Genomic DNA, 12,041 nt, shown 5'->3' with positions numbered 1-12,041 from the left:
ATGGCGGACGAGGAGAGCAAGGCCCAGGCGGCGGAAGCCGCGGCGGTAAGGCGGCGCTGGTTGACGCTGGGCGAGATTCTCGCGGTGGCAGCGGTGCTGATCTCGGCGCTGACGCTGTGGAACAGCTATAGCGAGCGCAGCCACAGCGAGGCCGACAAGGTGCGCGACGCGAGCGCGGCCGATAGCCGGGCGAAGACGCTGGTGCTCAAGGCGACCGCCGAAAAGGATGGCGACCGGCTCGAAATCCATGCGCTGGGCGACCAGGCGATCCAGGGCCAGACGATCCGTTTTCCCTCGGCGCTGGGCCTCGACCCGGTCGACAGCACCGATCCGCGGATCGAGACGAGCTGGTTCGAAAGCGGCCTGAAGAAGGTGCTAGCCGATCGCGACAAGAAGGAGACGGCGGGCGACAAACGCCTGCCGATCGCGATCACCACCCGCTTCTACGCCGACGACAAGCTGATCGAGCGCAGCGCGCTCTACGACGTCGGGTACGTCACCGAGGGCCATTTCCTCGGCGGCACCTCGATCCGGCTGCGCGGCCTGTCGCTGATCGGCCAGACGGACGACAAGATGGCGGCGACGCGGGTCGATGCGCTGTGGAAGGCGCGGCATCCGGCGAAGGCGAGCGAGAAATGAGCAGCGACGATCCCAAGGCCGTCCACGCCCGGATTTCGGCGCTGGCGCTCGCTTTGCCCGAGGCGGTCGAGACGGTGTCGCACGGATCGCCGGCCTGGCGGGTCGCCGACAAGAAGATGTTCGCCTATTTCTGGCACAACCATCACAGCGACGGCATCACATCGGTGCTGGTGAAGACCAGCGGCGTCGAGGAACAGGCGATGCTGATCGAGGCGGATCCCGACCTCTATTACAAGCCGCCCTATCTCGGCCCATCGGGCTGGGTCGGCCTGCGCCTCGACGGCGAGGATCTCGATTGGGAGCGGGTCGAGCATCGCATCCAGCAGAGCTGGCGGCTCGCGGCGCCGCGCAAGCTCGCGGCGATCATGGACTTCTGAAAAGAAAAAGGGCCACCCCGGCTAAGCCGGGATGGCCCCTGGAACAGAGAAGCCCAAATTCAGCCGACGATTTCTTCGGGCTTGAAGAAATAGGCGATCTCGATGTTCGCATTTTCCAGGCTGTCCGAACCATGGGCCGAATTGGCCTCGATCGATTCGGCGAATTCCTTGCGGATCGTGCCGGGCTCGGCGTTCGCCGGGTTGGTCGCGCCCATCACTTCGCGGTTCTTGAGGACGGCATTCTCGCCCTCGAGCACCTGGACGACGACCGGGCCCGAGATCATGAACTTGACCAGGTCGTTGAAGAAGGGCCGCTCCTTGTGGACGGCGTAGAAGCCTTCGGCCTGCTCCTGCGACATGTGGATGCGCTTGGAGGCGACGACGCGCAGGCCGGCCTCCTCGAGCTTGGCGGTGACCTTGCCGGTCAGGTTGCGACGCGTCGCGTCCGGCTTGATGATCGAAAAGGTGCGTTCGGTCGTCATGGCCGAGCGTGCTCCATATATGAGGTGGCAGGAAAGTCGGCGGCTCCCTACAAGCTGGAGCGTGGCAAGGCAAGGCTTTGGGCGCGACCACCACCGACCGATCGCGCCCGTTTGGAACCCGCCCCTAAGGTTTGCGGAAAGCGAAGACGAAGCGATCGGTATGACCGCGCACCGAGGGGTCGAACACCAGCTTGGCGTGATCGTCCTTGCCGGTCATCAGCACCTGCGAGCTGCCGACCAGCTTGAACCCGGCCTTCTCGAAATCGGCCTTCACCACCGCCGGGTCGATGCGGTGGAGCTTGTCGACCGAGGCGCGGGTATCGGCGCTCGGCGCGCCGACATGGTCGACGACCCCGACCACCCCGCCCTTCTTCATCGCCGCATAAAGCTGTTTGAGGAAATCGGCGGGCTCGACATGCGGATAATGTTCCTTCGCATCCTCCCAGTACAGGTCGTGATAGACGAGGTGGAACAGCGCGAAATCGAACGCCTTCGCCGGCAAAGCCGGATGGGCGATGTCGCCACTGACGAATTTGACGTTGGGATTGCGGCCCTGGAGCCCGGTCCAGGCGGCCTTGAGCTTGGTGCCGTTGTCGTCGTCGCCGATCGGCACGTCGAAGGCATAGACGCTGCCCTTGGGTCCCACCGCCTTGGCGAGCAGTTCGGAATAATAGCCGCCGCCGGCGAGGAAATCGAGGACGTGCTGGCCGAGCTTCACATCGTAGAAGTTCAGCACCTCGATCGGCTTGCGGTCGGCGTCGGCGGCAAGCGCGCGCTCGGAACGGCCGGGCGACTTCAATATCTCGGGCGAGACCGCGGCGTAGGCGGATGAGGCAGACAACAGTGCCGCGAGCACAGGTACGAAGACTCGACGCATTTTCAGGATCCCCTCTGTTCGAAACCCCGAAGCTAGCGCCCCCTCACCCTCGCGAACATGCCGCCCGCCGATGCGGATGGACCGTTGGTCGAAAGGTCGCGCGGCGCTTATGCCACCTGTTGCCAGCGGCCGTCGTCGTCCTGCCGCCAATAACGCGGTTCGACGCCCTCTCTCCCGGAAAGGCCACGCCAGGCAGCGCGCGCGGCGGCGATGCTGTCCTCGTCGAAGAAGTGGAAGGCGCGGTCGAAACCGAGCGCATCATCGCGCCAGCGCCCGTCGACGATCGCGACATTGCGGGCGCCGTTGGCGGCCTCGGCCGCCCCGGAGATCAGGATCGGCTGGAGGCTGTCGTCGCCCGCCCCCGCGCGAGCATGCGCCAGGAAGCTGTCGGGCGACCAGGTCCACAGCAGCCCGTCGATCTTCTCGGCGAGCGCGTCGTCGTCGGCGACCACCAACAGGCGGCCGCCGCCAGCGACCACCCGCTCGGCGATCCGCGGCAACACCCGGTCGATCGGCGCGCGCGTCAGATGGTAGAAATCGACCTGCACCTGCCGCTCCCGCCGGACTCTTTCAGCCTTCGAAATTGTCGGCGACGAAGCGGTCGAGCAGGCGCACGCCATAGCCGGTCGCGCCCTTGTCCCAGGTCGCGCCGGGCTTGGCCGCCCAGACCATGCCGGCGATGTCGAGATGCGCCCAGCGCACGCCGTCCTCGACGAAGCGCTTGATGAACTGCGCGGCGGTGATCGATCCCGCATCGCGCGGTCCGACATTCTTCATGTCGGCGATCGGCGAGTCGATCAGCTTGTCATAGGGATCGCCCATCGGCATCCGCCACAGCTGGTCGCCGACCGCCTTGCCGGCCCCGGCCAGTTGCTCGGCGAGACCGTCGTCGTTCGAGAACAGCCCGCCATATTCATGGCCGAGCGCGACAATCATCGCCCCGGTCAGGGTGGCGAGGTCGACCACGGTCTTGACCCCCAAGGTCTTCTGTACCCACCAGATCGCGTCGCACAGCACCAGCCGGCCCTCGGCATCGGTGTTGATGACCTCGATCGTCTGGCCCGACATCGAGGTGACGACGTCGCCTGGCCGCTGGGCATTGCCGTCGGGCATATTTTCGACGAGGCCGCAGACGCCGATGACATTGGCCTTCGCCTTGCGCAGCGCGATCGCCTTCATCGCGCCGGCGACGGCGCCGGCGCCGCCCATGTCCCACTTCATGTCTTCCATGCCCGCCGGCGGCTTGAGCGAGATGCCGCCGGTGTCGAAGGTCACGCCCTTGCCGACCAGTGCGACCGGATCCTTGTCGCCACCGCCGTTCCACTTCATCACCAGCAGCCGGGGCTCGCGCACCGATCCTTGTGCGACCCCGAGCAGCGCGCCCATGCCGAGCGCAGCCATCGCCGCGGTATCGAGGATCTCGATCTCGACGCCATGTTCCTTCAGATGGAGACAGCGTTCGACGAAGCTTTCCGGGTAGAGGATGTTGGCGGGCTCGGAGACAAGCTCGCGGGTGAACATCACCCCTTCGGCGACCGCGCTACGCACCGCCCAGGCGTCGACCGCGCCCGCTCCACCGCCGACGATCACCACCTCTTCGAGTGAAGGCCGCTGCTTGGTGGGAAGCTTGGTGCGGTAGATGTCGTGGCGCCAGCTGCGCAGGGTCGCGCCGAACGCGATCGCGGCAGCGGCGTCGGCGACAGTGGCGGCGCTCAGGCTGGCGAGGTCGAAGATCACGCTGGTCTCGCCCGAGGTCAGCAGCCGCGCCGCCACCGCGGCCCCTGCCCGCTCATAATCATTCTTGGTGCCGATCCCGACGATCAGGATACGGCGCAGACCGCCGTCCGACTCGCCGAAGATCTCGACCAGCGCGCCGGCCTCGCCGTCGAAGCGGTTGCCGTTCGCGGCGCGGCGCGCAATCTCCTGCGTCGCCGCCGGCAGCACCGCCAGTGCCGCACCGGTAAGGCCGCCGGGCGCAACGGTGAGCGCCAGGCTCTGGGTACCTGCGGGGCGGCTGTCGGCAAAGCTGATACGCATCAAGTTCCGGTCCTTCATCGGCATGGTCGGTTCCATCTAGGCGCGAAGGCGGCCGGTTGCAAAAGCGGCATTGCGAAATTTCGAAGGTCGCCCGCCGTGCCGTGACGAAGCGCCGCGCATGTTTCCAGAGGATTGCAGCCCTGCGTCATGAGTGCGATAGGCGGGCGATCAGCGCGGTCGGCCGATGGGGTGATGTGATCAAGTCGAATATCGTCCTGCTGGCCGTGCTCCCGCTATCGATCGCAGGATCGCCGCTCAGCGCCCAGAACCTGATCGAGCCTGCCGCCGGCCCGCCGACGCAGGGCGACGCGCCGACTCCGGTCAACGAGCAGGAAATCACCTTCGCCTCGGACACGCTGACCTATGACAGCGATGCCGAGATCGCGACCGCCATCGGCAATGTCCGGATGGCGCGGCGCGGCGACCGGCTGCGCGCCGACAAGGTCGAATGGAATCAGAAGACCGGCGAAGTGCGGGCGCAGGGCAATGTCGCGGTGGTCAACGCCGGCAACGACATCGTCTATGGCGATTCGGTCGTCCTGACCGATTCGCTGCGCGACGGGGTGGTCGAGAATCTGCTGCTCGTGCTCAACGACGGCGGCCGGCTCGCCGCCGAGCATGGCGTCCGCAAGGATGGCGTCAGCACCCTCACCAAGGCCGCCTACACCCCCTGCGCGGTGGTCGACAGCAAGGGCTGCCCGAAGGATCCGGTCTGGAAGATCAGCGCGGTCAAGGTCGTCCATGATCCGAACAAGCACCGGATCAGCTATGTCGATGCGCGTATCAGCCTGCTGGGGACGCCGATCATCTGGCTGCCCGGCCTGTCGCATCCCGACGGCAGTGGATCGGGCAATTCGGGCCTGCTGCTGCCCGACATCCGCTATAGCCGGGTCAACGGGTTCGAGCTGGCGGTGCCTTATTACTGGCAGCTCGCGCCCAATCGCGACCTGACGCTCACCCCGCACGTCTATTCGAACGTGCTGCCATCGATCGAGGCGCAGTATCGCGATCTCAGCAGCATCGGCGCGTGGCAGGCCAAGGGCATGATCACCTATGGCGCGCGGCGGCCGGCCTCGACGTCGACGTCGACCCCCGACACCCGCAACGAGAATATCCGCGGCTATATCGACGCCAATGGCCGTTTCCAGCTCGATCCCTATTGGACGATCGACGCGTCGCTGCGCGCCACCACCGACCGCACCTTCCTGCGCCGCTACGACATCTCGAACGACGACCGGCTGCGCAGCGTGGTCCAGGCGCAGCGCATCGACAGCGATTCCTATCTGTCGATCGCCGGTTGGGCGGTGCAGACGCTGCGCGCCGGCGATCCGCAGAGCAAGCAGGCGATCGCGCTGCCGGCGATCGACTATCGGCGCCGGCTGACCGACCCCTGGCTCGGCGGCTCGGTCCAGTTCCAGGCGAACAGCCTGAGCATATTGCGCACCGAGGGGCAGGACACCCAGCGTGCCTTCACTTCGGCCGAATGGAATCTGCGTCGCTATACCCCGCTCGGCCAGGAGGTGACCTTCACCGCCTATGGCCGCGGCGATATCTATCATACCTCCGATGTGCTGAGCACGACGACGGTCAGCTATCGCGGCGATCCGGGCTGGACCCCGCGGCTGATCGGCGCGCTCGCCGCCGACATGCGCTGGCCGTTCATCGGCGATTTCGGTTCGGGATCGCAGCGCATCACCCCGCGCATCCAGCTGGTCGCCTCGCCCAAGACGCATAATCTGAGCATCCCCAACGAGGATGCGCGGTCGATCGACCTCGAGGATTCGAACCTTTTCGCGCTCAACCGCTTCGCCGGCTATGACCGCTGGGAAGACAGCAGCCGCGTCACCTATGGCGCCGAATGGGCGATCGACCTGCCCGGCATCGCGTTCAGCACGGTGATCGGCCAGAGCTACCGGCTCAACGCCAAGCCGTCGATCCTGCCGGTCGGAACCGGGCTGGCCGACCGGCTGTCGGACATCGTCGGCCGTACCACCCTGCAATATGGCCGGTTCCTCGAGATCACCCACCGCTTCAGGCTCGACAAGGACAATCTGGCGATCCGGCGCAACGAGGTCGACATGAACATCGGGTCGCGCAAGACCTATGCGACGATCGGCTATCTCAAGCTCAACCGCGACATCGACACCTCGATCGAGGATCTGCGCGACCGCGAGGAAGTGCGACTGGGCGGCCGCATCCAGTTCGCGCGCTATTGGTCGATCTTCGGGTCGACGGTGATCGACCTGACCAGCAAGGGCGAGGATCCGACCTCGACATCGGACGGGTTCGATCCGGTCCGGCATCGCCTGGGCATCCTCTACGACGATGATTGCATCGAACTGGGCATGACCTGGCGGCGCGATTATGACCAGGCGGGCGACGCCCGGCGAGGGAATACATTCATGTTGCGGGTGGCGCTCAAGAATTTGGGCCGCTAAGCGTGCGTTCAGTTGAAGAGTGCGATTGGCTGCGGTCATTCCGGGGTTTGAGGGTCCGAACAAGGTGAAAGTCAGTTTTCCGCGATCTGCCACGCGTGTGCTTCTTGGCGGCCTCGCGGCCATGGCCATGATTTCCGCGACCCCGCTGCTGTCGCAGACGGTCGAGGACGACAGCGCCCAGGGGCTGGATCTGCCCAAGGAGATCATGATCTTCGGCAACAGCGATCCGAACATCCGCAAGGCCACCGCGATCGTCAACGGCACGATCATCACCGGCACCGACGTCGACCACCGCCTCGCGCTGGCGCTCGCCAACGGTGCCGAGATTCCGGCCGAGGAAAAGGAGCGGCTGCGCCTGCAGGTGCTGCGCAACCTGATCGACGAGACGCTGGAGATCCAGGAAGCCGCCGCGCAGAAGATCGACGTGCCCCAGGCCGAGATCGACCAGACCTTTGCCCGGGTCGGCTCGCAGGTGAAGCGTTCGCCGACCGAGTTCGCGAAATTCCTGAAGACGATCGGGTCGTCGGAAGCCTCGCTCAAGCGCCAGATCGAAGGCGAAATGGCATGGAAGCGCGTGCTCGGCCGCCGGGTCGAACCGTTCGTCAACGTCAGCGAGGAAGAGGTCAACGCGATCATCGCGCGGCTCAACGCCTCGAAGGGCGCGCCCGAATATCATATCGGCGAGATCTTCCTGTCGGCGACCCCCGAGGCGATGCCCGAAGCCGAGCAGAATGCCGAGCGGATCATCGAGCAGCTGCGCCGCGGCGGTTCCTTCGCCGCTTATGCGCGGCAGTTTTCGGAATCGTCGAGCGCCGCGGTCGGCGGCGATCTCGGCTGGGTCAAGGCCGAGCAGATCCCCGACCAGCTCGCAACCGCGGCCAAGGCGATGACGACGGGCCAGGTCAGCGCGCCGATCGCGATCCCCGGCGGCTATTCGATCATCGTGCTAGTCGACAAACGCCAGGTGCTCACCGCCGACGCGCGCGATGCCGTGCTCGCGCTCAAGCAGGTCAGCATCACCTTCCCCGAGGGCACTACCCAGGCCCAGGCCGCGCCGAAGGTCGAAGCCTTCGCCAAGGCGGTGTCGGCGATCCAGGGTTGCGGCAAGGTCGCCGAGGTGGCCGCCTCGATCGGTGCGGCCGTGGTCGACAATGATCAGGTCAAGGTCCGCGACCTGCCGCCGCAGCTCCAGGAACTGCTGATCAACGCCCAGGTCGGCCAGGCGACCCGGCCGTTCGGATCGCTCAACGACGGCGTGCGCTCGCTGGTGCTGTGCGGACGTGACGATGCGGCGGTCAGTTCGGACCCCTCGTTCGACCAGATCTCGTCGCAGCTCGAGGAAGAGCGCGTCAACCGTCGCGCGCGACGCTATCTGCGCGATCTGCGGCGCGACGCCGTGATCGAGTATCGATGATGAACGGGGCGGTCTTCGCATGGAGATAGCCCCGCTCGCCGTCGCGCTGGGCGATCCCGCGGGCATCGGCCCCGAGATCGTCGCCAAGGCCTGGGCCGCGCGGCGCGAACATGACCTGCCGGTCTTCTTCGCGGTCGGCGATCGCCGATCGATCGAGGCGGTGTGGAACGGGCCGATCAAGCGGATCTATTCGCCCGACGAGGCGACCGCCTGTTTCGACGAAGGGCTGCCGCTGATCCAGATCGAGGACACCGGCGATATCGTGCCCGGCGAACCCGATCTGACCGGCGCGCGCTGTTCGCTCGACTCGCTCGAGATGGCGGTCGGCCTCGCCCGTTCAGCGATGGTCGGCGGGCTCGTCACCGGTCCGGTGTCGAAGGCGCAGCTTTATGCGATCGGCTTCACCCATCCCGGCCAGACCGAGTTCGTCGCCGAGCGCTGCGGCATCGCGACGAGCAATGCGGTGATGCTGCTCGCCGGCCCGACGTTGCGCGCGGTGCCGATCACCACCCATATGCCGCTCAAGGACGTCGCCGGAACGGTGACGATCGACCTGATCCTTGCGAAGGCGCGGGCCACCGAACGCGGGCTGGCGAAGAATTTCGCGATCGAGCGTCCGCGCCTCGCGATCGCCGGCTTCAATCCTCATGCCGGCGAAGGCGGCGCGATCGGCACCGAGGAGATCGATCTGATCATCCCCGCGGTCGAGATATTGCAGGCCGAAGGGATCGACATCGTCGGCCCGCTCGCCGCCGACACGATGTTCCATCCCCGTGCGCGCGCGCAATATGACTGCGCGCTGTGCCTCTATCACGACCAGGCGCTGATCCCGCTCAAGACGCTGCATTTCGACGAGGGCGTCAACATGACGCTGGGCCTGCCGATCGTGCGCACCGCACCCGACCATGGCACCGCGTTCGCGATCGCCGGCAAGGACATGGCGCATCCGGGGGCGATGATCGCGGCGATCGCGCTGGCGGGGGTCGCCGCGCGCAACCGCCTCGCCAATCCCTGACATGATACGGCCCTGACATGACGGCGTCGAAGGCAAAGCCGATCGCGGGCCTCCCGCCGCTGCGCGACGTGATCGCACGGCATGGCCTGTCGGCCAGCAAGGCGCTGGGCCAGAATTTCCTGCTCGACAGCCAGTTGCTCGACCGGATCGCCCGGGTCCCGGGCGATCTCGACGGGGCGACGGTCTATGAGGTCGGCCCCGGTCCCGGCGGCCTGACCCGGGCGCTGCTCGAGGCAGGGGCCGACGTCGTCGCGGTCGAACGCGACGATCGCTGCCTCGCGGCCCTCGCCGAACTGAACGAGGCATCGGGCGGCCGGCTGCGGGTGATCGCCGACGACGCGATGCGGATCGATGAGCGCGCCGAGGCCGGCGACGGCGCGCATATCGCCTCGAACCTGCCCTATAATGTCGGCACCGCCCTGTTCGTGCGCTGGATGACCACCGAGGCCTGGTCGCCGTGGTGGCGGTCGCTGACGCTGATGTTCCAGCGCGAGGTCGCCGATCGCATCGTCGCGCAGCCCGGCACCGACGCCTATGGCCGGCTGTCGGTGCTCGCCCAGTGGCGCGCGAGCGCGAAGATCGCGATGAACGTCCACCGGTCAGCCTTCGTCCCTCCGCCCAAGGTGATGTCGGCGGTGGTTCATGTCGTGCCCGGCGTACAGCCCGAAGCGGTATCGATGCGGATGATCGAGACGCTGACCGCCGCCGCGTTCGGCCAGCGGCGCAAGATGCTGCGGCAGAGCCTGAAGTCGGTGCCGGGCGCGGTCGACCTGCTGGCCGGGGTCGGGATCGCCCCCGAACGTCGCGCCGAAACGGTCAGCGTCGACGAATTCGTCGCGCTGGGCCGTGCGCTCGAACGGTCGCGTTAGAGCATGTCCTGATCAGATTGATCAGAACATGCTCTAAATTGTCTTTGTTTGCCGCATTTTCCGAGCCGTCAGGTGATTCCACCTGACTTGAAAATGCTCTAAAAGCGGCTCCCGTCCTCCCGAAGGGACGGGTCCACTATCTCAGTTGGGCTTGGTGGCTTCCTGCCCCTTGGGCGGAACCTTGGTGGCGTTCTGGGCTGCGACGACCGCGGGCGGCGGCCCCTTGGCGATCGCGGCGGCGAGCTCGGTCGCCGGCGCGCATTCGGTCTTGCACAGCGCCTTGACCCTGGCGAGATTGGCGCGGGCGCGCTCGACGGCGCCCTTCTGGACCATCGCCTCGCCCTGCGCGCCGAGCGCGCCGACATCATTGGGTTCGAGCGACAGCGCCTCGAAATACATCCGTATCGCCTTGCCGGGCAGTTGCTGCGCCTGCGCCACCCGACCCAGCGCGATGAAGGCCGCACGGTTGCGCGGATCGACCGCGAGCGCGGTCTCGAGCGCGTCGTTGGCGGCTTCGAGATTGCCCGCCCGCAGCTGGCCCTGGCCTTCGGTCAGCAGCGCCATCGACCGCGGATTGATCTGATCGTCGGCCTTCTGGCCATTCACGCCGCTCGAAACGGTCAGCAGTGCGGCAGACAGTGCCAGGGCAATCGGCGAAAAACGCATCAACATCTCCAGAACCTGAGAGCGATCCCAAGCTATCATGCGCGAACGAGCCTGGCGACGAAAAATCCGTCGGTCCCGTCACGCGCAGGCGTGAGCAGCTTACCCGGGCCATCGTAGCGGCCTGCGATGAACAGATCCTTATCCGAACGATATTCCGGATGCCGGGCCAGAAAGGCGGCGACTTGGGCGGCGCCTTCATCCTCGAGCACCGAGCAGACCGCATAGACCAGCGCCCCGCCAGGCCGCACCAGCTTGGCTGCGATGTCGATCAGCCGCGCCTGCAGCGCGACCAGATCGGCGAGCCGTTTCGGAGTGAGCCGCCAGCGCGCCTCGGGATTGCGGCGCCAGGTCCCGGTGCCCGAACAGGGCGCATCGACGAGGACGAGATCGGCCTGTTCCGAAAGCTCGCCGAGCGCCTCGAGTTCGCGACCGGGGTTGAGCAAGCGGGTCTCGACGGCAATCCCCGCCCGCGCCGCGCGCGGTTCGAGCCGGCCGAGCCGGCCACGGTCGCTGTCGCTCGCGATCAGCCGCCCCTGCCCGTCCATATCGTCGGCGAGCGCGAGCGTCTTGCCGCCGGCGCCCGCGCACAGATCGATCACGGTCATGCCCGGCCGCGCGCGGCCGGCCAGCGCGATCAGCTGGCTGCCCTCGTCCTGGATCTCGATCAGCCCCTGTTCCCACGCCGGCAGCCCCTCGACCGCGGTGCCCTCGGGCAGCCGCAGCCCATTTGGCGCATGCGGGGTCGCGACGGCATCGGACAACAGCGCGACCACCGCGTCGCGATCCGCCTTGCGGCGGTTGACGCGAATGTCGAGCGGGGCGCGTTCGAGCAGAGCCGCCTGCTCGGCGGCATCGAGCCGGCCGGCCAGCTTTTCGGCGAGCCATTTCGGCAGGACGCCGTAGCGAGCGGGTTTCTCGTCCGTGGCAATCGGCGCCGGCCCGTGCGCCGATCCGTCGAACGACGCCGCCAGTTCGGGAAGGTCGACCGCGACCCCGATCAGCGCCGACCGTCCGCTCGGCGGGCGGTCGCCCGAACGGCGGATCGCGCGGTAGATCAGGTCGCGCACCGCGCGGCGATCCTTCGATCCGGCATAACGGCGCGCCTTGAAATAGCGCGCGATCAGCGTATCGGCCGCGGCACCGCCGTCGCGCGCGGCGACGATGATCTCGTCCAGCAGTTCGATCGCCGCCTGGGCGCGGGCAGCCGGGGTCATCGTCCGCCCTTCC

Annotated in this window: 12 protein-coding genes; 6 read left to right on the top strand and 6 right to left on the bottom strand. The window is 67.0% G+C overall.

From position 1 onward, the window contains the following. Positions 1 to 639: a hypothetical protein gene (locus AC1RM6_RS04580; RefSeq protein WP_493098521.1), complete on the top strand. Its 639-nt coding sequence runs from the start codon at positions 1 to 3 to the stop codon at positions 637 to 639. After that, positions 636 to 1,016 (top strand): MmcQ/YjbR family DNA-binding protein, encoded by a 381-nt coding sequence (locus AC1RM6_RS04575; RefSeq protein ID WP_493098519.1) that lies wholly within the window; start codon positions 636 to 638, stop codon positions 1,014 to 1,016. Before AC1RM6_RS04580 ends, AC1RM6_RS04575 begins: the two co-directional genes overlap by 4 nt. Positions 1,017 to 1,075: 59 nt before the next feature. Here AC1RM6_RS04575 and ndk read toward each other — a convergent pair whose 3' ends face one another. From ndk to AC1RM6_RS04555, 4 genes are all read right to left on the bottom strand, one after another. Continuing rightward, positions 1,076 to 1,498 (bottom strand): nucleoside-diphosphate kinase, encoded by a 423-nt coding sequence (gene ndk / locus AC1RM6_RS04570; RefSeq protein WP_493098517.1) that lies wholly within the window; start codon positions 1,496 to 1,498, stop codon positions 1,076 to 1,078. Positions 1,499 to 1,622: 124 nt separating this feature from the next. Further along, positions 1,623 to 2,375, bottom strand: a complete 753-nt coding sequence (locus AC1RM6_RS04565; RefSeq protein WP_493098515.1) for a methyltransferase domain-containing protein — start codon at positions 2,373 to 2,375, stop codon at positions 1,623 to 1,625. Positions 2,376 to 2,482: 107 nt separating this feature from the next. Continuing rightward, the gene (locus AC1RM6_RS04560) at positions 2,483 to 2,923 is read right to left on the bottom strand and encodes a DNA polymerase III subunit chi (protein ID WP_493098513.1); all 441 of its coding nucleotides are present in this window, start codon (positions 2,921 to 2,923) and stop codon (positions 2,483 to 2,485) included. A 22-nt stretch (positions 2,924 to 2,945) separates the two neighbouring features. Then, the gene (locus tag AC1RM6_RS04555) at positions 2,946 to 4,412 is read right to left on the bottom strand and encodes a leucyl aminopeptidase (protein WP_493098512.1); all 1,467 of its coding nucleotides are present in this window, start codon (positions 4,410 to 4,412) and stop codon (positions 2,946 to 2,948) included. A 197-nt stretch (positions 4,413 to 4,609) separates the two neighbouring features. Here AC1RM6_RS04555 and AC1RM6_RS04550 point away from each other — a divergent pair, with 197 nt between their 5' ends. The 4 genes from AC1RM6_RS04550 to rsmA all read left to right on the top strand — a co-directional run bounded on the left by AC1RM6_RS04550 (position 4,610) and on the right by rsmA (position 10,148). Beyond that, a complete protein-coding gene (locus AC1RM6_RS04550) occupies positions 4,610 to 6,850 on the top strand; it encodes an LPS-assembly protein LptD (RefSeq protein WP_493099538.1) in 2,241 nt (746 codons plus the stop codon). Between the two features lie 121 nt (positions 6,851 to 6,971). Then, a complete protein-coding gene (locus AC1RM6_RS04545) occupies positions 6,972 to 8,264 on the top strand; it encodes a peptidylprolyl isomerase (protein WP_493098511.1) in 1,293 nt (430 codons plus the stop codon). A 19-nt stretch (positions 8,265 to 8,283) separates the two neighbouring features. Further along, positions 8,284 to 9,279 (top strand): 4-hydroxythreonine-4-phosphate dehydrogenase PdxA, encoded by a 996-nt coding sequence (gene pdxA / locus AC1RM6_RS04540; protein WP_493098509.1) that lies wholly within the window; start codon positions 8,284 to 8,286, stop codon positions 9,277 to 9,279. A 17-nt stretch (positions 9,280 to 9,296) separates the two neighbouring features. Continuing rightward, on the top strand, positions 9,297 to 10,148 hold the full coding sequence (rsmA, locus tag AC1RM6_RS04535; RefSeq protein WP_493098507.1) for a 16S rRNA (adenine(1518)-N(6)/adenine(1519)-N(6))-dimethyltransferase RsmA: 852 nt from the start codon (positions 9,297 to 9,299) through the stop codon (positions 10,146 to 10,148). 141 nt (positions 10,149 to 10,289) lie between these two features. Here the strand turns inward: rsmA and AC1RM6_RS04530 are convergent, their stop codons facing one another. Further along, a complete protein-coding gene (locus tag AC1RM6_RS04530; RefSeq protein ID WP_493098505.1) occupies positions 10,290 to 10,814 on the bottom strand; it encodes a tetratricopeptide repeat protein in 525 nt (174 codons plus the stop codon). A 35-nt stretch (positions 10,815 to 10,849) separates the two neighbouring features. Then, positions 10,850 to 12,028: an RsmB/NOP family class I SAM-dependent RNA methyltransferase gene (locus AC1RM6_RS04525; protein WP_493098503.1), complete on the bottom strand. Its 1,179-nt coding sequence runs from the start codon at positions 12,026 to 12,028 to the stop codon at positions 10,850 to 10,852. Positions 12,029 to 12,041 lie beyond the last annotated feature (13 nt).

This window comes from Rhizorhabdus sp. GW822-FHT03C02 (assembly GCF_058801765.1).
The sequence above is the reverse complement of the archived record's forward strand: the minus strand, read 5'-3'. Positions and strand labels throughout refer to the sequence as shown.

Bases quoted from the DNA above. Each gene is read 5' to 3' on its own strand.
- AC1RM6_RS04575 (WP_493098519.1), top strand. From the start codon at position 636: ATGAGCAGCGACGATCCCAAGGCCGTCCACGCCCGGATTTCGGCGCTG.
- AC1RM6_RS04580 (WP_493098521.1), top strand. From the start codon at position 1: ATGGCGGACGAGGAGAGCAAGGCCCAGGCGGCGGAAGCCGCGGCGGTA.
- AC1RM6_RS04525 (WP_493098503.1), bottom strand. From the start codon at position 12,028: ATGACCCCGGCTGCCCGCGCCCAGGCGGCGATCGAACTGCTGGACGAG.
- pdxA (WP_493098509.1), top strand. From the start codon at position 8,284: ATGGAGATAGCCCCGCTCGCCGTCGCGCTGGGCGATCCCGCGGGCATC.
- AC1RM6_RS04530 (WP_493098505.1), bottom strand. From the start codon at position 10,814: ATGCGTTTTTCGCCGATTGCCCTGGCACTGTCTGCCGCACTGCTGACC.
- AC1RM6_RS04555 (WP_493098512.1), bottom strand. From the start codon at position 4,412: ATGCGTATCAGCTTTGCCGACAGCCGCCCCGCAGGTACCCAGAGCCTG.
- rsmA (WP_493098507.1), top strand. From the start codon at position 9,297: ATGACGGCGTCGAAGGCAAAGCCGATCGCGGGCCTCCCGCCGCTGCGC.
- ndk (WP_493098517.1), bottom strand. From the start codon at position 1,498: ATGACGACCGAACGCACCTTTTCGATCATCAAGCCGGACGCGACGCGT.
- AC1RM6_RS04565 (WP_493098515.1), bottom strand. From the start codon at position 2,375: ATGCGTCGAGTCTTCGTACCTGTGCTCGCGGCACTGTTGTCTGCCTCA.
- AC1RM6_RS04545 (WP_493098511.1), top strand. From the start codon at position 6,972: ATGGCCATGATTTCCGCGACCCCGCTGCTGTCGCAGACGGTCGAGGAC.